This is a genomic window from Pedobacter zeae, assembly GCF_014196715.1.
GTDB lineage: Bacteria > Bacteroidota > Bacteroidia > Sphingobacteriales > Sphingobacteriaceae > Pedobacter > Pedobacter zeae.
In genome coordinates, this window is sequence record NZ_JACIEF010000001.1 from 289,226 (window position 1) to 312,382 (window position 23,157).

Sequence of the window (23,157 nt, forward strand, 5' to 3'; positions counted from 1 at the left end):
GAAAATAATTAGGTATGCATGCCTAATTGCAATAAGATATTATTAAAATATTTATAGTTATGTTAAAAACGCTCCGTTTTATTTCTGTGGTTTCGCTATTGGTATTGCTGCAGCAATATGCATTTGCAGCGGTAGAGCCTTATCAAAATTTCTTGAAAGGTGCTATTAAGGTAGGCGATTCATTACTGGTAAAAGACGAGAAATTTAAAAATACATCGTTTAACTGGGCCGATATCACCAATATTTCAGTTAAAAATGCTATTAATCTACAGGTTCTGGATGAGCAGGCCATTAGCCAGTCTTTTAGTTGTACCTTAAAAATAAGGATCGAATATTTTAGTTCACCAGCACAGATAGAGGCAACCAAAATTGATGATGTAGAGCTGAAGGTAAACTACAATAAAAATGCCGGAGCTGTTTATAAAGGGATAGATACATATAGTTTTCAGAACGGCTATTATGTAAAAGTATATGTGGTATCCATTAACAGCCCCGAGTTTGGAACGCAGCTGCCTCCGGTATTGCAGTTAAGCAGTATGATCAATATCGATCGTAAATATGCTTTTAAACCTTATTTGTTTTTGGGTATTAATGGCGAGCAGGGGGGGCAGGCCAAAAGTAAAGGGTTGCAAAGGTTAAGCGTTGGAACTGTTCAGGATAATCAACTAAAACTGAGCTGGTCTTTAATACCTGGTGCAGAAGAATATGATATAGAGTGGGTAAGTATCGACGCCGGATCGGAATGGGAGGTTATTGCAGATTCATTAAAATCTAATAGCGGTGCGTATTCGAATGATGATATTGCTGCAATATTTAGAAACAATGCCACTAGAATAACCACACACGAAAATAACTATGCCATTTCGTTATTGTATAGTACCAAATATATCCTAGTAAGAATGAGGCAGGTACAATATACTACTGATGGACTTAGAAATACTGGCGATTGGTTTTACAAACAGGATGACAATAATAACTACGCAATTTGGAAGCCAAGCTGGCACCAGGAAAATTTAAACTGGCAATATTCTGCCACTTATGCCGAAGAGGGTAAAAAGAAAGAAGTAGTCAGTTATTTTGACGGTTCGCTAAGAGGGCGTCAAACCGTAACCCTTAATAATAGTGATGATGTGGCTGTTGTACAGGAGAATGTTTATGATGAGTTTGGCCGCGCCGCAGCGAGTATTTTACCAGCACCGGTTAGGGAAAGCACTACTAATCAATCCTTACATTATTTCCCATCTTTTAATAGGAATGCAAACAATATACCCTATAGTTATGCCGATTTAAATGCGGCCAACTGTGAACCTTTGCCTACGGCTTTAAATATATCATCGGGAGCATCACGCTATTATTCAACGCAAAATCAGTTTAAAAACCTAACATCCTTTAACCAATATATTCCGGATGCCGGTGGTTACCCTTTATCAGTAACGCAGTATACGCCAGATAATACCGGGCGGATAAAATTACAGGGTGGTGTGGGTTATACCTTTCAGCCTGGCAACAGCGAAAAGCATACCACCAGATATTATTATGGTAAACCTGAACAATGGGAATTGGACAGGCTATTTGGTAACGATGTAGGCTTTGCGGAACATTACCTAAAAAATATGGTGATTGATCCAAATGGGCAAATCAGTATTAGCTATCTGAATGCCAGTGGTAAAACTATTGCTACTGCATTAACCGGTAATACACCTGATAATGTTTCCGCTTTGGATAACAAACCTGCTGCACAAGAGCTTAGTATGAAAATATTAAAACCAGAGCAGTTTAATTTTGATGCCAGCCGTTTAAGCTTAAATGCAACTACCACTTATACCGCATCTGTACCTGGCCCTGTCACTTTAAAGTATGATATAGAAAAATTGATTGCCCAATATCCGGGTACCACTTTTAAGCCATGTAGCAATTGTTATTACGAACTGGGCATTACCATACGCGATAATTGTAATGTTGTTGTTTATAATACGGCTACTCCTGTTAAAATTGGCGCTGATGCCTCAAATTGTGATGATGGAGGGGTATATAACGGTACTATTGAAACCGCATTTAACCAAATTGGCGAATACTACATTACCTTTAATTTTAACCTGAGCGAAAAAGTAATTAATCACTTTACTGATGAGTATGTGAGAAAAGGGCAGGACGCGCTTTATCTTAAAAAACAGTCTGATTTTGTGTTGAAGTACCTGGCCGAAAGCCGTTTTCAGGATTGCTTTGCAGATTGTAAAACAGCAAGGGCAAAACTGGGGAGTAAAGCCGATTTTACTGCCATGTTTATGGCTAAGCTTGATCAGCTTGGTGAGCCTTCTGCGCCTTATACCGACCGTATTTCGATTACTTACGATAGCTTGTTGATTAAGGTAGGCATACTCGAAGCGGGTTGTGTAAATACGGCTGCCCCTTGCGATGTATACCGTAACCCCATGTTGCTGGATGTCTCACCTGGTGGGCAATATGCCATGGTTGATGATGCTGGTAACTTTTTAGAAACGGCTACCAACGTCCTGCAACTTTATTTTAAACACGGCGCATTTGATAATCTTAATCCTGCTGACACGCTATACACTAAGACTGCCATAACCAAAGAAGATGGTACCATTATTTCTCCATACGATGGCTCGTTTGGCCTAGCTGATTTGGTAAAGTACTGGAAACCCGAATGGGCAGAACAATTTCTCCGTTTCCATCCCGAATATTGTAAACTGCAGTTTTGTATCAACCACTCCGGAGAAAAAGCATGGGATAACAGTTTAATGGAAATAGAAACAGCAGCAGCAATTGGTTATCACCGCAATAATCCAATAAATTGGTTGCTCAATACCGATCCCTTTTTTACCAATCCTGCGCATAGTACTTACAAGAGTAATATGGAGTTCGATCTGACCAATTTTAGTGTGGTAAAAACAGGTCGCAATGATGTTGCTGTAAAAAATATCAATGGTTTTATCGATTTCGTGCTTTATTGTGCTGATACGACTGGTACTACAAATTTAGGTGTTAATACCACACTACAGAACTGGAGTACCTGTAGTCCCAACGATGCCTGTAGGGTAGAAAACCGCGAATGGCAGCTTTACCGTGATTATTATCTGGAGCTAAAAGAAAAATATATAGAAATACTCAGAAATATAGAAACATGTAATCCTGCTACTTCTTGTACCATAGGTAAACCCATAAGTGCTGAGTACGATTACACCAGCAATGGCGATTGCTCAACTAGGGCATTCTCGGGTACCACACAACAGCTGTCTCCAAATAGTTTCAGAACATTTGATTACCTCAATAACCAACAGGTTACTTATACCTATATTACGGGTACCCTTAGTGCACCACCAGCTATTGTTTGCAGTAGCCTGGGAACCAGGCAGTTTTATAACTGCCTGGAGGTGAATACCCCTTCAGGTGCAACAACAAGATATACCAATGTCTGGGAAATTACCTGCACAGAACCTATACCTGCTGGTTGTAGTGCTGAAGGCTCTTTAACCGCTGAAGGTAGTTATGGTTATGGATCTTATTATACGGTTAACTATCCTTATCAATATCAATACACCATTTATGAAGGCTATGATGAAACTAATCAACCTGCCGTTGGTTGTAATGGGAATTTGTATAATAGTATCCCTGATTTTTATCCTTGCTATACAGTTTTCTACAACAACACAAGTTATACATTTAATAATGTATGGGTAAATATCTGCAGTAACTATATTGGTGGTGGAGGTGGCGGTGGTAATCCCTGCGATTTACCTCAAACAGCACTCTTGAAAGCAGTTGAAGCAAACACCAGCAACGTAGAGCAACCACCCTGCGAAACTACCATGCAGCTAATGGCCAATAATACTGATGAACAGAAAGTGATGGCCGATTTTGGTAGCAATAGCATTTATCGCGTTAGCACAACAGAGCCTAATGAAAGTGCTGCATCACAAGCAAAAAGGAGCAATAACGTTACTCAGGTATCAGACACACCGGGCCAATTTGGTGAATATGAATTTAAACCTTATTTCGCTGTTCAGAATGAGAAAGGGAGTTATCGGATTTACCGAAATGTTTGGATAGCCAGGTATCAGCCTGAGCCGGTTTCTACAGCATCTATGGCAATGAGAAGTACTGCCACGCAAGATGAGAGCGCCATGCGCGTTTCAAACACGGTTACGGTCTGTGCAAGAATAAGCGATAACGTCAATTACGATGGTATTATTTCAAAGTATATAGATTGTTATGGGTATTACTTTCACAATCCCAGAAAAACGACGGTCGAACTGGTCGATCAAAATGGTAATCCTGTTACCTTCCATATGGATGTGCAGGTAAATGTAAACTTTAGGGTTGACCATTTTTTTACGAGTGCAAACGAGTCGGTTACTATCAATATTCCTAATGGACAAAGCTCAGCAACTTATTATTACGATGCGACTTATTATATACAAGAAATTAATTGCGAGCCTTTCCAAAAAGTATATTTGAACCAGAATACAATTTCGGGTGCAAGTTTTTGCACCTCTACGCCACCTTCGGCTAATTGCCCTGCCATTTATGCCGAAAAAAAGAGCAGGTTTGATCCAGATATTATAGCGCCCAAAACAGGTTTAACCGAAGCACAATATAAGGCAGAACAATATGCAGCTTTAGCCAGCCAGGTGAATACATCTTGTACCGGTAGTGCCGATGGCTGGATCCAGCGCCTTCAAAAAGGATTGGAAGCCGGCAACTTCACCTCAAAAATAGATGAACTTAGAAATAACTTAATCACTTTATGTACTTTGGGAGGAGACCTCGATCATCCTTTTGGCGCCAGTAGCTTACCGGGCACAGGCATCAATATCAACGGAAAGGAGGCTAAAAACTTTGGAGATGTAATCAAATACACTTTAGAACCTCTAGGGTTTACTACTTTTACCAATTTGCTTAACCCATGGTTAATCGATTCGCCTTATCCGCATGAGGTGATACAGCAACCCACCGAGGTTTCCATCTCCGCTACCACTGATGCGATTTGTACTAAATTAATAAACCTGCCGGGTTATGGTACACCAGGTTTTTACAATACGCTGGTGGCGCAATATGGGGCAGCCATGACTTTAACTGAGGCCGAATTAAATACCTTGATTAAAGGCTGTACCAACTGTAAACATTTATTGGATTATGATATCAAACTCCCTGTTTTCTTAAATGCTGGAGCCACTGGCTGCGTAAACAGAAATACTTATAATTCGGCGGTATCTGATTTAAATGTGGCCTTTGGCAATACTTTAAATCCGGCATCAGCCAATTACGAAACCATTTTTAGCAACTATTTAAACCAGAGATTCGGTTTTTTCCTGTCGTACCAAGATTACGTTAACTACAGTGCCAGTAACCGCGATCTGTTATGTAACGAACCACCTTATGTTGCCGCACCTATAGATCCGATGGCCTGTGTAAAAACATTGATCGATCAGGCTTATGGAATCGGAAGCGAGCAGTACAACAGTTATATTAATGAAGAGAAAAGAAAATTTGTTAATGCCTATGTAAGTACCTGCGCGGCTGCAAAAGCCAATGTAACGCTTAAGGCTTCACAGCAGATTTATCATTATACATTATACTATTATGATCTGGCTGGTAACCTCATTCGTACCGTGCCGCCAGAAGGAGTAACGCTTTTAAACGATAACGAGATTGAACTGGTGCAGCGTGGCAGAAAAGCACATCCTGAAGATTGTAGTTACAACGGCCCGGTAACCGAAGCTGATCAGAATGCGGCTTTGCAGAGCCTGAGTAATACCCTACAGGGACATGGCAACAGCGCAGTAGAAATGTGGCTGTATACTAGTGCCGATGGGGGCAAACAGTTTATTGCCGCTACCCCCGATATGAAATACATGTTGCAGGCTTGCGTAAACGGCAACCTGGTTAATGTTGATATTTTTACGTTGAACCAGACTGCTTCAGATAATGTAAGCATTACCCTGAGTAACCACATTACCGCCAATGTAAGTGATATTCTACCATTATCGCCATGGACACATGTGGTGATTCAGGGAACGGATCTTTCTCAGGGTATTTCACAGATCTGGGTAAATGGAAAAGCATATAGCCCCGTGGCAGGTGCACCGGCAGCAGGTTGTGGCTGGACCATTAGCAGCAACCCGATTAATATGCCACGTAACTTTACCAATTTAAAACACCTGCGTATTTATAACGGGCGTTTGATGGCAGCCGGCGAAATTACGGCCAATGCCGCAAGCCCTTGCTTTGCCGTTGCCGATGGAAATGCCCTGGCCTGGTATCGTTTTAATATACCGGCAGCTGGCGAACCTACCACCATTGCCGAAAACAGTACCTTGGAAACCCAGTTTAATGGTACTTATCCTTTACACCGGTTAACCACTACTTATGCTTACAATGCAACCAACCAGGTGGTAAAACAGTATACCCCTGATGCCGGCATCAGCAGGTTCTGGTACGACTACCTCAGCCGTTTGGTGATTTCCCAAAACGCAAAACAGGCCTCGGGTAATAACTTTAGCTATACTGACTACGATGCACTGGGCAGGATAAAAGAAGTTGGACAGAAAAATACTTCCAGCAGCGGTTTAACCGAACCGGCTTATGTAAACAATACGTTTTACCGTAACTTTTTAAGCTCAGGAAGTAATACGCAGATTACCCAAACTTATTATGATGGCGTAATTAGTGGTACCGGCGCATTAACCAATCTGGGGCTGGAGAACCAGCGTAAGCGTGTATCGGCCAGTGTGTACCGCGAAACACCAGGAACATCGGCCATTAATGCAACTTATTATAATTACGATGTAAGTGGCAATGTAAAAACACTATATCAACAGGTTAACGGACTTGGACTAAAAACTTTAAATTACGAATATGATTTAATTAGTGGTAAGGTTAATTTTCTGGCCTACCAGCATGGCCAGAACGATGCCTTTTATTACCAATATAAATATGATGCCGATAACCGTTTAACCTCGGCATGGAGCAGTACCCAGGCCAATGTGGTCAATTACGGCTTTGGCAGTACGCTAACCGATCCTAGCCGACGCATGGATGCCAGTTACCAATATTACCTGCACGGGCCTTTGGCCAGGATGGAACTTGGGCGTAGCACTGAAAAAGTACAGGGGCTTGATTATGCCTATACCCTACAGGGCTGGCTAAAAGGCGTAAATGGAACCCAATTGGATCCAAACACCGAAATGGGTGCCGATGCCGGAAACGGCCAGAACGCAACCATTGCCAAAGATGCACTGGCTTATAGCCTGGGCTATTACAATGGCGATTACAGCCCAATTGGCGGTAATGGTGCTTTCGCCAGTACCTATGTTGGGGCAAATGGCGACCTTACCGGTAAACCCTTGTTTAACGGAAACATCAGTAACAGTACCTACAGCATCGCCAAAATAAACAATGGGGCAACAGTGGGTTACAGTTATGGTTACGATCAGCTGAATCGCATTAAAAATGTAAACCAGCACGATATCGGTACCGGTAACTGGAATTTTGCCAGTGCAAACAATAAGTTTAAAGAAAGTTTTAGCTACGATGCTAATGGAAACATTTTAAACCTGCAGCGCAATAACCAGAATGGTAATACGATGGATAATTTAGGCTATGCCTATAACCGCGATGCTTCGGGTAAACTGCTAAATAACCGCCTCGCGGCCATAAACGATGCGGCAGGGGTAACCAATGGAAACGATATAGGCAACAATAGCTACACCTACGATGAAATAGGAAACTTAAAAACCGACGCTGCCGAAGGCATCAGCAATATCGATTGGAGTATTTATGGTAAAATTAAAAGCATCAGCAAAAATAGCGGGGGCATTAATTATACTTACGATCCGTCGGGCAACCGGGTAAGCAAGCTTTACAATAACATTACTACCTATTATGTACGCGATGCCCAGGGCAACAGTTTGGCCGTGTATGATAATGCAGGCAATACCAGCAACTGGCGCGAGCAACAACTGTATGGCAGTAGCCGCTTGGGAATGTGGAAACCAAACCTTAATTTAGCAACAGCCAATGGCAGCAGCATTTGGAACAACTATGGCCTTAAGTTCTTTGAGTTAAGCAACCACCTGGGTAACGTTATGGCGGTAGTAAGCGATAATCGTTTACAAACCGGTAATACCTACGAGCCTGATGTAATTAACAGTAATGATTATTACGCCTTTGGCGGGCAGATGCCAGGCCGTACTGTCACCCTGAGCGGAGTCGAAGGGTATCGTTACGGCTTTAACGGTAAAGAGAATGATAATGAGGTAAAAGGCGCAGGGAACCAGCAGGATTACGGGATGCGGATCTATGACCCGAGGATTGGAAAGTTCCTGAGTGTGGATCCGTTATCAGAAAATTTTCCATGGTTTTCAACTTATCAGTATGCAGGTAATAACCCAATACGTTTTATTGATTTAGATGGAGGAGAGCCTAAGCCCAGTGATCCAAACTATGGACAATCAGTAATGATAGGTTTTGTAAATGAAAAAACACTAAAAGACAGTTATATCGCTAAACAAAAGCATAATGCAGGTCAAACTATGAACAGAAATTGGCTTGGAAAAAGAACTAATCTTGATGAAGGTTTAGCTTATATTGAATCATTAAGAAGCGGAAAACAAACAACTACTAAATTGATGAATGTGGTTATGGTTCTGCATGGCACAACAGTTGTACAATCTGGTACTGACAAAGTTATATCTACGGGTTTTTGGACGGAACCTAAAAAATCGTTTGATGAGTCACTTTTTATTAGTGGTTTAGATATCATGAAATTCATAGAGCATAAGCCTTTGGATGAGCAGCTTAATAAAGAAATAACCACTTTAAAGGCTATTTTTGATCAAATAGGTAGAGGAGGGAATGTAATATTTTCGTCTTGCAATCTAGATAAAGATCCTGGATTGGGGAAGGCATTACAGGCACTATCTGAAAATAGAATTAATATTTACCTGACTGCGGATCTTGTTCGATTATCCGGACTTAATCATGACGGAATAGATGTTCAAATTGAAGAACTTATTAAACCTAGGATTCTTGATAGTTCTAAAGAAGGAAGTAATTATAATAAAGGTTTTATATTATATCCTGAGGGTGGGGGGGAACCACAGAAACTTAATAAGAATATATCACTTGGGGCTACTGGAAAGGCGATTAACTTAGTAAACCCTTTGCCTAAAAAAAAATAAGATGAGAAAATTATTTATAATGGTAATTTTGATTTTGCCAATTCTATGCTTTTGTCAGATCAAAAAAAATATATCTTTAAAAAATAAAAATAGAGTTAGGGTACATAAGCTATATCCCAAAAGTCCTTATAACAAAAAGGACTCAAAGCTCATTCATTATTTGTCCTCTCTGGAATTTGATTCAGCAAAAATCTTTACATTTAATTGCAAAAAAATAGATTGGAATTCTTATAACTACAAGATTGACTCTGCGAAATTATATTTTAAGAAAAGGCTTGACTTTCCATTTTACGAGGATGGAAAAAGAATGAAGCCGGAAGATACAAACAAATTAATATATTTATTGAAAAACTCTTATAAAGATGATTACCCAAATTATACTGTAACTACTTATGCCCCGACAATGGGTATTGCTTTTTTTAATAATGGAGAAGTGTGCTCTCATATAGAAGTTAGTAACTTTGAAATTAAAACTTATATTACATTTCTGAGAGAAAATAAAAATGTTTACAAATATTATTGGATATCTACGGGAGAAGCATTGAGGCGTAATTTTGATAATCTTTGTAAATCATATGGATTAAACTGTTGCCAGATTAAATATGCTGACTAATGCTTAAGTTACCACTTATTATGTGTGCAATTTATGTATGCTATCCCAAGGCAACAAGCTCCAATATCGGAAAAACTAAACCAGCCATTGTAAATTAAGCAACCAGCTTTTACCTTTATGGTTTTAACGGTAAGGAGAACGATAACGAGGTGAAAGGGCAGGGCAACCAACAGGATTATGGCATGCGAATCTATGACCCGAGGATAGCGAAGTTTCTGAGTGTGGATCCGTTGACGAAGGAATATCCTTGGTATACACCTTATCAATTTGCAGGTAACAAACCGATTAATAGTATAGATTTAGACGGACTTGAGGAATATAATTCGTATGACACATATTCGTTGCATAAAGGAAAATCAGCTTTACGTAAAATGGATGGCTCTGATGGAGCATGGCTTACATCGGATAGGATTGCAAAAAATGGTGTTTGGTTTAATGCAATGTCTACTATTACACAAAATGGTTGGCAAGGTAAATTTAGATCCTACTTTACTCGTTCAGGTAAGGTAGAAGAATTAGCATATAGCTTTGGAATTGTTAGAGACTATTATAATTGGGCTCAAGGTCAGATGGATTCTAGAGGATTTAAAAGTCGATGGGCAATAGGAGCATCTTATCTCGTTGATGATTTGGCAAAGAATTTTGACGGTGGTAACTTGGCAAGCCTGTATCCTACTCATACGGGAGAATTATTAAAAGATTTAAATCAAGGTATAGCAAATTACGCTGTTACTAAGTTTAAAGATGCTCTTTATGGTACTGGAATTGGTTATTCGTATAAGTCTGGTTATGAGTGGGACAAAGGATTTATACAGAGAGAGCAAGGGCCAGTAGCTTTTGATGTTTATTCTAAATGGAATGGAACTTTAGCTTTAAGAAATCTTAATAGGATGTCGAGAAATGCATGGTATATACCTGGAGGAGTCGCAAATCATTTTTTTCCAGATTTTTCACATTGGGGTACAGATCATTACTAATGATAATGTTAGTTACCGCTATGGACAACAAGATAGGATTAATATCCCCTTATTTATGTTATGGCCTAAAACACATGGCAGTCAAAGTGGAGTCAAGTTAAATGATAAGCAAACATCTGATATAATAAAAGCTCATAACTCAATTAATAACTATTATAAAAATAATATGAAATAATTATGATCTACTCTCTGCGAAGTAAAATGTTAATACAGATTCTATTGTTAAGTTTTGTATTAATGAGTTGTAAAGGAGAAAAATACTGAAAACTACCTTTCAAGCTTTAAACATTCTATAGATCTTAATAAATTTATTGCTGATAGCGTAAAATTCATAGATTTTCGAATAAAAAATAATCTCTTGGCGATTCGTGGAAGATTTAAACACAGCAATAATTTTTGCTTTTATATTATTGATCTTAATAAAAACAAGCAAATTGGTTTCGCTAGAAATATTACCTCTACGCTAGAAAGTAATGGAATTATGTATGATATCTATAACGATACTTTAATCTATATGTCATTAATTCATCCAGATACTTTATACATTAAAAACTGGCGTAAAGGAACAGAGTTTAAGAAAAAGATTGATATAAACAAAACATATACAGCAAGTAAGTTGATAATGGATAGCAGAGGAGTGTTTTTTGTTGAAGCAGTTAAAGGTTTCGGCTTTTTTGATCTAAAAATGAATAAATTTTATCATTTTGATGGCGGTATCGCAAATTATTATTTAAATACTGTATCAACACCAATCAGCAAGGAATTGAACTTAATAAGTAGGGTCGAGAAAAATAAAAATAATCTTCAATTTTTAGCTTTGGATGATAAAAGCAATGTAAAATGGATTTATTCCGTTAAAAGTGATAACATAGATAGTACAGTAGATATATTTAATTATGAATCATTTTTTATTGTAAAATGTAATAATAAAATTTTTGCTTTAAAAAAACTTACAGGCGAGCTTGCTTGGAAAAGAAACTTCTCAAAACCAATATCAAATGTATATCAATACAAAGAACAACTTTTGATCGGATTTTTGCCGAAATTGAGCAATGTGGATCATGAAATAAGGAATGAATGTAATTTTTTTTTAATTAGTGTCAACGATAATAAATATATATGGACGAAAAAAATTATTTCATATGGAAATGTTGTTGCAGGAATTATAAACAGTCAACTAATCTTTAGTGATGACAGACATGTCATAAATTATAGTCTAAATTCCGGAAATGAAATTAATGAAATGGACTTAAAGAATAAATATTATTATGGAGCATTTACCACTATTAGAGATTTATGTTCAAGTAAATTATATTTTTTAATGCCAGATGAAAAGATTTATTGGTAAAACTAATGCCATCATTAGCGCAAGTCTTAGCAGGCAGGACGGTGTGCTGCCTGACTTGTGCCTTAAATAATAAATTACTAGCCTGGCCATTGTGCCAGGCTTTTTACTTTTCTAGTATTTTGAGTTTGATTAGCCCGTCTTTAATTGCGCCATAAGAGTGTCCGTGCAATTTAGCCAGTTCGGAGATATTATTGCCTTCATTAAAATGCCTTAACAAAAATAAAGTGATGAGTTATATAACGTATATACAGCAACGATTTGAAAGTATAAAACTTTATGAAGAAGTTGCTGAGTTTTTTAATGTTGATCCGAGTAAGATCGGTAATCTGGATAGTAATGTTAGTAAAGATATTTATTTGAATGTTGAATATTTTGATGCTGGATTTTGTACAAGGCTATCTGTCTATTTTGACGTGAAGAATTATAATAATCTGAAAGAAATTGATTTTAGTATTTTTCTTTCAGAGAGGTTGAATGAAAATGTACTGATTTCTTTCTGGACAAATAACCCATTTCTTTGGATATTAATCGAGCCTAAGGGGAGCCTATTCAAAGTGCAGGAAATACCAGGTGATGAGGGTGTAGTAATAGATTTTACTTCAAAAGAACTTTTAAGTTTGGAATTAGTAAAAAGGGAATCCCTTGATTAATCAATTACTTGTATAAGTTTTAGTGTTCACGACTGTGGATTGGCTGAATGTGCTTTAAAGAATAATAATCTTAGCCTGGCGATTGTGCCAGGCTTTTTACTTTTCTAGTATTTCCATTTAACAGGAATATATGGTAATAAGAAAATATTGCGGCAGGTACTTCAGCAGTTCAAAATGAAAACGGAAATGGGCCGAAATTTAGTTTACGTGATATTAATAAGAGTGGTGGAAATAATAATTGTGTCAGTTGTGCAATGGCAACAGATAATTACCTCAAAGGAAGGCCAACTTCTGCATTAAATTCTGAATTGACTTCTAAGCCAACTTCTTTATCAGTAATTGAAACGGAATATAATGGTAAGTTTGTTCATGGATTATCTATTGAAAAAATTAAAGGAATGGTTTCATCAAATGGTGAAACCGGAATAGTTTTTGGCAATAGAGGGCCAGGTAAAGTAGGGCATGTTTTTAATGTAATTAATCAAATGGAAAAATCAATTTTGTTGACGGACAGACTGGAAAAGGTGCTGCTTTATCAGGTCAAGGTTATAAAGATTTTTCATTTATTCCAACTAATAACAAATAACAATGAGAAAAGTAGATTTAGTCAGAGAAGAGTTAGAGGTATATTTAAATAAAAAGTATAAATATGTTGATGATAGTTTAGTTGTTCTAAGTGATGATACAATTGATAGAGATCAGTATTGGGTTTTTTTTTACGTTAATAAAAAATATTTAAAAACGAATGATTTATCAGATATGATTGTCGGAAATGCACCTATAATTATAAATAAATTAACTGGAGAGAAATATACTACAGGAACGGTTTATTCAGTAGAGTATTATATGAAGGAATATGAAAAGAAATTAATGCTTTAATATGTCCCACTCCTAGCGCAGTCTTAGTAGCTAGGGTAGTGTTGCAAGCTGACTTCCGTTTAAAATAATCTTAGCCTGGCCTTGTGCCGGGCTTTTTACTTTTCCAGCATTCCGAGTTTGATGAACGTGGTTTTAATTGCGCCATAAGATCTTCCGTTGCCCATTATTTTGATCATTCCATTTTGGATAGCCATAATTTTAGTATATTAGGTTAAACAAAAGGGATAACCACTCTATTTAGTCAATGTGATTAAAAATCCCAAAAATATTCCAAAACCCAGCTTCACGCCACATTTATTCCACATTTACCCCACGTTTATCCCAGCTTCCGGCCAGGCTTAGTTGCACCCTGCTGTGTATATAGTTGCCAATTGCTTCGAACCTGCTTGGGTAAAGTTAAGACCTCGTTGCAGGTGGGCTGTACACAAAATCTGCATCGCTTTCGCTTGGCAGGTTAACAATAGCTAAACAAAAGGCGAAGCAAAAGATAGCTTAGGGTGATTTTGGTCTACAGCAGTGCCCCTCACTGGCGCAGGTCTTAGTGTTTACACTAGAGGGCTGGTTGACTTAAGCTTTAAAATAAGTTTTGACTATTCAAGTATTTAAACAATCGCTATTTAACCTGTCCCAAAGGCTACAAGCCCCCTGACTAAACCCGGCAACAGTGAAAATCCTTTTTGTTGCCCCTTCGATAATTTCAGTGATCATGGCAACAAAAAGATTGTAGCGAATGGCGGGGCTGCACTACCCGAAAAACACAGAACCATTCGTTTCCAGGCCCTTTTCAAGATACCTCCTGCTGGCGCACGTGCAATGTTATTAAATTAGGGGTTTTAATCACCGATACACACAGATAAAACACGGATTTTTTATATCGGTGTTCATCCTTTTTATCTGTGGTTAAATTAATGCCTCTTAGTGAGCAGGTAGCAGGGCTGGGCTAACTTGTGTGCTCCTGCTGACGCACGCGCAATGTTATTAGGGTTTTAACTACAGATGTACACAGATAAACACGGATTTTTTATATCGGTGTTCATCCTTTTTATCTGTGGTTAAATCAATGCCTCTTAGTGAGCAGGGTAGCAGAGCTGGGCTAACTTGTGTGCGCTGAATTTAAGGAGATGGATTTATCTGACAGATTGCTTTTACAAAAGTTAACACATAGAAAAGTTTAGTCATTTACCTTATGGTTTTCGACCGTTAAAAACGGTGCTTTCGTCAATCACATTTGCTTTATAGCCTGCTTAGGCTGATATTTAAAATGGCATATTGTTTTGGGATTAACTCACCTGATTAGCAACTGCCATAACCAAAAAACAATGAGATGAAACTAAAATTACTTCCGCTTTTGGTGCTGCTTTTGCCTATATGCACCTTTTCACAAACCATTTTCCGTAATGATGCGGGCCAGGCTAATGTTAACGCTGGTTTTTATGAAGCGTCAGAACCTGTTAACTTTCCGGCCGGCGCTTCCAGTTGGTGGCATTTACTTGATGTAAGGCATTCGAACGGAGCCAATAATTTTGCCATGCAACTTGCCGGAAGTTTTTTCGACCAGAACTTTTATCTGCGCAAAACCAATAATTATGCCCAGCAGCCCTGGGTAAAAATTGTAACCGAAAGTAATGGTAAGGTGGGCATTGGAACAACTGTACCACAGGTACCGCTGCATGTGATGGGCAGGGGTTTGTTTGAAAGCAATTTAAAAATCATGGCAGCAGAAGAAAATTGGGCCGAGGGGCTTACGATAATAAGGCCCAATGGCTGGTCGGGTCTTCGTTTTACCAGAAATGACCCCGGTACCGGGAATTTCGAAGGAAACTGGGCTCTTGGTTATTCGGGTTTAACTGGAAACGACTTTACCATTAGCCATCAAACGGGAGGCATACAGCACGATGCATTATTTCATATCCGTTCCGATAACCAATTTGTGGGTATAGGAACGGCAAGCCCCCAAGCCAAGCTTGATGTAAAAGGAGGAGCGCTGGTATTGGGGAGCCATGTCCTTAGCCATAATACAGATGGTTACATGAGTTTGGGGAATATTTTAGAAAACTCTTCTCCAACCCTCCAGGAATGGGTCAGTAAAACTACGCTACTCCTGAATGCCCAGGATTATGCCAGCATTGGTTTTCACGATTCGGGCAACAGGGTTGATTTTATCCGTGCAGGTAACGGACTGATTGATTTGGGATATGATGGTGGATTCGGCAAGGCCAATATCGGACTGCCTAACGGAATATGGAGCGCCGCAGGGAATTTGGGTATTGGTACAACAAGCCCTTATGGTAAACTCCATATTGTTGATGCAGGGGTTTCAAAAAATGCCGGTAACGAAAATCCAATCACTTCAGGTGGGCTGGTAATTCAGGCCAACACCGGGGGAAGGTCTCAAATAAACGGTGCGCAGCTGGAGTTTGCCATACCAGCCAATACGGATGGTAATAATATATATAGCCAGGGCCGGATTATTACGGTTGCCGCTAACGATCAAAGTTATAATGCTACAGGCAGAATGATTTTAGGGACCAGAAGAATGTTCGATAAAAATGGTAGCGGACAACAGTGGTATTATGGCGATGATATTACCATTGATGGTTCTGGTTATGTTGGCATCGGTATTAACAATCCGTCAGAAAAATTTACGGTAAATGGTAAAATCAAAGCAAAAGAAATCAGGGTTGATGGTGCAGGAACGCCCGATTATGTTTTTGAGGAGGATTACAAGAATTTATCACTTAAAGAAATCGAGCAGTACATTAAAAAGAATAAACACCTGCCCGAAATTCCATCAGCTTCTGAAGCTGCCGAAAATGGGATTGCACTCGGTGAAATGAATAAATTACTGTTAAAGAAAATAGAAGAACTGACTTTACACCTTATCGAAAAAGATAAAGCATTGAGTGATGTGCAGGAAAGATTACTGAAATTGGAAAAAGGTAATAAATAACCATATATAGATTAGTCAATTACTTTGCAGCTTTCGACTGCCAAAAACCGGGGTTTCATCAAACACGGTTTTTTTTGTGGTTTTAATTGAAGATTTTAGATTGGCTCATTACGTCTGTTGGAGGCATAACTAACCTCATTTAATTCTTTTGAGCCGCCGTGATCAAACAAAGTTATGATGAAATCTATTGCATTTTTATTTTTTTTAAGCATTCCTTATTTTCTTTTGGCGCAAGAAACCAAACCAAAAGACGATGCGGGTCAAATGGGTGGTATATCCGGTTTTTTTGAAACGTATAACCCTGTCAATTTTCCTGCAGGCGCAAATGGTTGGTGGCATTTGCTTGATGTGCGGCATAGTAATGTGAACAATAATTTTGCTATGCAGTTTGCAGGCAGTTTTTTTGACCAGAACCTTTGGTTTAGAAAGACCAATAATGTGCCTAATACCGAATGGTCGAGGGTACTTACCGAGACCAATGGCAATCTTAATGGAAAGCTATACATGCTTACCTCAGGTGGGCAAAATTTTTTTACCGGCCATCAGGCTGGTGGAACCTACAGCTTTCCTGGCGGGATTTTTAAAGCCATTACGGATAATCCTTATGGACAGATGAACGTATTTTACGAAGGTGTTGCCGGCGGAGTAACGAATTTTACCGTTCGAGCCGATGGTCAGGGATATTTTGCTGCAGGTTTAGGTATTGGTACACAAAATCCTGCTTATAAGCTAACGGTTGCGGGCGGCGACATCAAAGCTTATAATTTTGATCATAACTCTGGTGTTACTATTGGAGCGGAAGCCCCCGAACGCCCACGCATTGGTTTTCACGCTTCTGATAACTCAAGACGTTTCAGAATCGAAATGAATAGCATCAATAGCGACTATGAGCGTTTAGGATTTTTTTCTTTAAATGGTGGGCAAAGTCCGGAGCAGGAAGTTTTTTCGATAAATAAAAATGGTAATCTTGGTATTGGTACTCCGCTTCCTGTTAGCAAACTTCATATTGCCGGCGACGGATTTATTACATTGGGCAGTTATGATACCAGTAATGGCGTAAAGGGGATCCATTTTGCCGGCTTTAGAGATGTTGTGCCAAACTATTTCGGTGCATCCATCGAAGCCGTGCCAGAGTGGCTATGCTGTGGATATCCTGGTGCAGGTTATCCGGGCATAAAAAACATTGCTTTAAATTTCAATGTCCATTCCGATCCAGGCCTTGCAGATAGTAAGCTTACGGCGATGTCAATCAGGCCAAATGGAAATGTGGGAATAGGAACCATAACACCTGAAGAAAAATTTACCGTTAATGGAAAAATCAAAGCCAACGAAATCAGGGTTAATGGAAGTGGCGCACCCGATTATGTGTTTGAACCCGGTTATAAGGTTGAAACGTTGGAAGCGTTGGAAAGTTATATCAAAGCCAATAAACACCTGCCAGAAGTACCCTCAGCAAAAGAATTTGAGCGCGATGGCATGGCCATTGGGGAGATGAACAAGCTGTTGCTGAAAAAGATAGAGGAACTTACGCTTTACATCATTGATGGACGTAAACAAAACCTGACGAGAGATCGCCTCTTACTCGATCAGAAAGCTAAAATTACTGAACTCGAACAAATTTTAAAAGCACAAAAAAAATGAGTGTACGAACCCACATTATAGCTCTGGCCAGTCTAATGATTACGGTCTTAAATACGGTAAAAGCTCAAAATACTTTTACCAGTACAGGTCCGGCAGGCGTGAATACTTTAAATCCCCTCGGTCATTTTCAGGTAAGGGGCGATTCCTGGTTCGATGCTTCAACTAAATTTTACCTTACCAATAATGCCACTGACTTTGGACGGACGAGCTTTATCATAACAGGACGTTTTCAGTCGTTAAATGATGCCTGGACATTTGGTTCCGGGGCCAGAAACGCGATAGTATTTGCACAAAATGAAGCCGATTCTGGCGTGGATGTGGGGATGCCCGGCGATGAAAAATTTTCAATCCAGCTGGAAGGAAATTCCCGCTCACTGGGTTTTCTCTCTAAACAAATGGGAAGTACACCTAATTTGGTAATGGCACAAAATGGATTTATCGGATTGGGTTTAACCACTCCACGCACTAAGTTTGATGTTTGGGGTGGTGATATTTCGGTAACAGGAGCCGATCACAATGGCACAGCAATTATATCTTCTGCTGGTGGTACCTCTTATTTTGCTAACAATCAGCTTAATAATGGGATAGCCATAGATTATTTCGGTCATGTTGGGGTAGGTACGGGTAGCCCAAGGGCACTATTAGACGTTGCCACATATTCTGGTTCCGGTGGCCTCGCAAGCGTACTTTCCAGAATGCCGGAAGGAGATGCGTCTGGCAGCGGAACTTATCTTGGCATTAAAGGTTATGAAACTACATTTTCGAATTACAATGGCAAAACTTTCGCCCTGGAACATAGTTTTTACGGACAAACCAATAGTGCTGTAAATTTTTATAGGGGAGGTAGTCAAACAGGTGGCTTTATGACCTTCAGTACCAATAACAATACAGAACGCATGCGGATAGATTCCTGGGGTAATGTGGGTATTGGCGTAACCAATCCTACAGAAAGGCTTACTATTAACGGAAAAATCAAAGCCAACGAGATCAGGGTAGATGGTACCAATGCCCCTGATTATGTATTTGAAGAAGATTATAAGGTTGCCACATTGGCAGAGCTCGAAAAGTATATCAAAGCGAACAAACACTTGCCAGAAATCCCCTCTGCAAAAGAATTTGAGCGCGATGGGATAGCCGTTGGAGAGATGAACAAGTTGCTGTTGAAGAAGATAGAAGAGCTCACACTACACCTGATTGAAAAGGATAAGGTACTTATTGATGTGCAAAAGCGGTTGCTGAAATTGGAAAAGAATAAAAAATAATCATCATGAGCTATTATAACTTGAGTAAGATTTTCTTAAGCTTTTTGTTGTGTCTACCTGGATTTAACCTTTATGCACAAACCTTTAGTACCAATGCCAACCAGGCAGGTGTTGCTGTTGCACCAACTGATCACTTTAGCTATCTGGGAAAAGATGTATCTTTTTATAGCCTTGGTTGGTATTACGAATCTGTAGATTGGCCACCTTATGCTTACCTGTCTTCTTATTCTGGAATCAAGTTCTTTACCGGAGGACTTCCTCGGACATATATTGATCTAAATGGAAATATGGGGGTTAATACTTTATCTCCAAGAGAAAAAATTGATGTTTGGGGTGGGAATATCAGTGTTACGGGAGCCGATCACAATGGCACCGCAGTAATTGGTTCGAGTGAAGGCGTGGCCTTTTTTAGCAACAATTCGTACACCAATGGCCTTGCTGTAGCTCCTAACGGGAATGTTGGGATCGGTACTAGAACACCTGAAGAGTTGTTCGAAATTAAAGCAAACCAACCGGTAATTACCTTTCATCAACCGGGTATTTCTTCATTTAAAATGGGCACAAGTAATGGAGTGTTTAAATTGCAGGCAATGGATAACGGTTTCGGTGGGCATACAGGTAATTTTTCCAATGCGGGTAATCCCTATGTTTTTAGTTTTCTGCAAAATGGAAATGTTGGAATAGGCACTGCTGAAGCCAGCGAAAAACTGGTTGTAAATGGTAATTTTAAACTTATTCTGGATCAAGGTACTTTCCCCGCAAAAAATGTAGTAAACATAGTGGCTCTAGGTTATTCAGGCATTACGGGTGCAAAAAACTGGGCGTTGAGAAGTGTTTTCCAATATGGCCATGGAGTTGCCAATAACGCCGATGGCGGCGATCTGGATGTGATCAAATCGCTGAATGGCAGTACCATTTTAGCAACTAAAACAGATGGTAGTCCTTTGGGTTACGTAGGGATAGGTATAACGACTCCAACTGAAAGGCTTACCGTCAACGGAAAAATCAAAGCCAACGAGATCAGGGTAGATGGTACCAATGCCCCTGATTATGTGTTTGAAGAAGATTATAAGGTTGCCACCTTGGCAGAGCTCGAAAGGTATATCAAAGCGAACAAACACCTGCCAGAAATGCCCTCTGCAAAAGAATTTGAGCGCGATGGGATAGCCGTTGGAGAGATGAACAAACTGCTTTTGAAAAAGATAGAGGAGCTTACGCTGCATTTGATTGAGCAGAATAAACAGTTTATTGAGCAGAACAAGAAAATAGATAATCAGAATTTAAAGATTAAAGAATTGGAAAAGAAGATTGAAGAAAAACCATAATGCACAAGTAAACAAATCTAATAGACTAATGAAAAGGTATCTGATAATTTTATTGCTATGTAACTTAGTAACTGGCAAATTGCTTTTTGCGCAAAATTTGGGCGACAACCAGGGGGGGATTACCTACGGATTGCTTCTAGAGCTGGTTTTACCAATAATGATTTTATGAACAATTTGTGGTTATATAGAATGGTAAATGGAACTGGCTGGACGAGTGCTTCCTTATTTGATGGAATAAGTATCGACATTTCCTGCCTTGTGCCGGGTGTTGATGCCCTTACGTGGTGGCAGCGTGACCCTGGAAATGAAATTCAAAGTTGGGGCACCAGGAACTCGACTTATATGACCTTAAAAAGTGGAAAACTAGGATTGGGTACTACTGATCCTAAAACCCCGCTCGATATTCAATCCAATCAAAATGGTTGGATGATGAGTTCGAGGGTTATTGCAGGATCCCCTGGAGAGATTAATGGCCTTAAGTTCTATTCAGGTTATCCCGGTGAAGATAAATGGGCAGGTATTGCCAGTGTTGCAGAAAGTCAGCATAGCAATAAAACAGGCCTTGCTTTATTTTCGGGTATGACTGAGCGGGTGAGGATTTCGGGGGATGGGAATGTAGGCATAGGAACAATAGAGCCTGGTGCAACGTTAGAAGTTTTAGGCACTACAAAATTTGGCGGACACAATGCGAACCTTGATGTATCCGGAAATCCCACTGCGTATCAAAACTTAGTAGGTACTGGCAAAATGCTTATTGGTTGGAACAGGACAGCTGGGGCAGGTGAAACAGATTTTATAGCGAATGAAGGCGCAGGTAGTGAAGGTGGATTTGCTTTTTATAGTTATAACAATGCCAGTCTGGAGAAACAGTTATTGAGAGTTTTGGGCAATGGAAATGTTGGGATAGGTATCACTAATCCAACCGAAAGGCTTACCGTAAATGGAAAAATAAAAGCGAACGAAATCAGGGTTGATGGGCAGGGGGTACCCGATTATATATTTGAGGATAGCTATAAAATTGCAACGTTGAAAGAAATAGAAGGTTATATCAAAGCAAATAAACACCTGCCAGAAATACCATCTGCAAAAGAATTTGAACGAGATGGAATAGCAGTTGGAGAGATGAACAAACTGTTACTGAAAAAGATAGAGGAGCTTACGCTGCATTTGATCGAAAAAGATAAACAATATGGCGAATTGCTCAATGATGTAAAAAAGCAGGAGTTACGTCTTCGCTTATTAGAGAAAAAGCTAGACAAATAGTAACTTGGGTAGAACCAAATAGTAAATAAAAACCGGTAATGAAAAAGTGGCTGTTGTTGTTAATATTGTGTGCAAATGTAAGGCTTTACGCACAACAACGGCCACAATATACCCAATACCTGCTTAATAGTTACCTGCTAAACCCTGCATTAAGTGGTATTGAAAATTATACCGATGTTAAGGTAGGTTACAGGCAGCAATGGGCTGGCTTACAGGATGCACCCAAAACAGCATTTGTATCTGCACATTGGGCGCTCGGCGATGAATACTTATGGCCGAATGCCTTATCGTTCGAAACGGATGGTAACGATCCACGTTCCAGAAGTTATACCCAAAACTACACTGCTTCGCCTGCGCACCACGGGGTTGGTTTTGTCGCTGTGACGGATAAAGCCGGTCAGCTCACTACCACTTCGTTTGACATCAGTTATGCTTACCATTTGCAGTTGAATAATCAATTAAACCTTTCATTGGGGCTAGCTGGAGGGATTAGCCGGGTGGCGATTGATATTAATGCCCTGCTACTCGAAAATCCGAACGATCCGGCTTTAAACAATGCTGCCAGTGCCCGTTTGTTGCCTGATCTTTCTGTGGGTGCGTGGTTGTATGGAGCCAATTTTTTTTCTGGAATTTCCGTTCAGCAGGTATTGCCGCAGAAACTCAATTTCTCAGGCAATACCGAATACAATACAGGTAAACAGGTACCCCATGTTTTTATGCATTCGGGTTATAAATTTTACTTGGCCGAAGACCTGAATATTACCCCATCGGTTTTGATAAAATACATTTCGCATGTTCCAATCTCGGCTGATGTAAATGTGAAAATGGGTTTTAAAGACCGCATTTGGATTGGTGCAGGCTATCGGAAACAGGATGCCTTCAATATGATGGCCGGTTTTAATATCAACCATCTGCTTAATCTTAGCTACAGTTACGATATAACTACTTCTACACTTAACCAGGCGAGTAAAGGCAGCCATGAAATTGTGCTGGGTTTATTGCTCAATAATGTTTATAAAGTGGTGTGCCCCCAACGGCAGTGGTAG

At 39.5% G+C, this 23,157-nt stretch carries 12 protein-coding genes and 1 pseudogene; all 13 read left to right on the top strand.

The features are described from left to right. Positions 1-59 precede the first annotated feature (59 nt). Positions 60-9,203, top strand: coding sequence for an RHS repeat-associated core domain-containing protein (locus GGQ60_RS01090; protein ID WP_183759550.1), 9,144 nt, complete (start codon positions 60-62; stop codon positions 9,201-9,203). Position 9,204: 1 nt separating this feature from the next. After that, positions 9,205-9,816 (top strand): hypothetical protein, encoded by a 612-nt coding sequence (locus GGQ60_RS01095; RefSeq protein ID WP_183759551.1) that lies wholly within the window; start codon positions 9,205-9,207, stop codon positions 9,814-9,816. Between the two features lie 128 nt (positions 9,817-9,944). Further along, positions 9,945-10,793 (top strand): annotated as a pseudogene (locus tag GGQ60_RS01100) (RHS repeat-associated core domain-containing protein); the annotation flags it as partial. A gap of 358 nt (positions 10,794-11,151) precedes the next feature. Then, the gene (locus tag GGQ60_RS01105) at positions 11,152-12,141 is read left to right on the top strand and encodes a hypothetical protein (protein WP_183759553.1); all 990 of its coding nucleotides are present in this window, start codon (positions 11,152-11,154) and stop codon (positions 12,139-12,141) included. A 227-nt stretch (positions 12,142-12,368) separates the two neighbouring features. Continuing rightward, positions 12,369-12,791 carry a hypothetical protein gene (locus tag GGQ60_RS01110; protein ID WP_183759554.1) on the top strand — a complete coding sequence of 141 codons (423 nt, stop codon included), beginning with the start codon at positions 12,369-12,371 and terminating at the stop codon, positions 12,789-12,791. 212 nt (positions 12,792-13,003) lie between these two features. After that, entirely contained in the window at positions 13,004-13,429 is a 426-nt protein-coding gene (locus GGQ60_RS01115; RefSeq protein ID WP_262891940.1) for a toxin glutamine deamidase domain-containing protein, read from the top strand. Continuing rightward, positions 13,380-13,670, top strand: coding sequence for a YrhB domain-containing protein (locus tag GGQ60_RS01120; protein WP_183759556.1), 291 nt, complete (start codon positions 13,380-13,382; stop codon positions 13,668-13,670). The genes GGQ60_RS01115 and GGQ60_RS01120 overlap by 50 nt, the downstream gene beginning before the upstream one ends. A gap of 1,324 nt (positions 13,671-14,994) precedes the next feature. Beyond that, on the top strand, positions 14,995-16,620 hold the full coding sequence (locus GGQ60_RS01125) for a hypothetical protein (RefSeq protein WP_183759557.1): 1,626 nt from the start codon (positions 14,995-14,997) through the stop codon (positions 16,618-16,620). A 174-nt stretch (positions 16,621-16,794) separates the two neighbouring features. After that, positions 16,795-18,261 carry a hypothetical protein gene (locus GGQ60_RS01130; RefSeq protein WP_183759558.1) on the top strand — a complete coding sequence of 489 codons (1,467 nt, stop codon included), beginning with the start codon at positions 16,795-16,797 and terminating at the stop codon, positions 18,259-18,261. Further along, the gene (locus tag GGQ60_RS01135) at positions 18,258-19,523 is read left to right on the top strand and encodes a hypothetical protein (RefSeq protein WP_183759559.1); all 1,266 of its coding nucleotides are present in this window, start codon (positions 18,258-18,260) and stop codon (positions 19,521-19,523) included. Before GGQ60_RS01130 ends, GGQ60_RS01135 begins: the two co-directional genes overlap by 4 nt. Before the next feature lie 5 nt (positions 19,524-19,528). Continuing rightward, positions 19,529-20,848, top strand: a complete 1,320-nt coding sequence (locus GGQ60_RS01140; RefSeq protein WP_183759560.1) for a hypothetical protein — start codon at positions 19,529-19,531, stop codon at positions 20,846-20,848. A 165-nt stretch (positions 20,849-21,013) separates the two neighbouring features. Beyond that, positions 21,014-22,111: a hypothetical protein gene (locus GGQ60_RS01145; RefSeq protein WP_183759561.1), complete on the top strand. Its 1,098-nt coding sequence runs from the start codon at positions 21,014-21,016 to the stop codon at positions 22,109-22,111. Positions 22,112-22,149: 38 nt separating this feature from the next. Further along, complete coding sequence (locus GGQ60_RS01150) at positions 22,150-23,157, top strand: PorP/SprF family type IX secretion system membrane protein (protein ID WP_183759562.1); 1,008 nt, start codon at positions 22,150-22,152, stop codon at positions 23,155-23,157.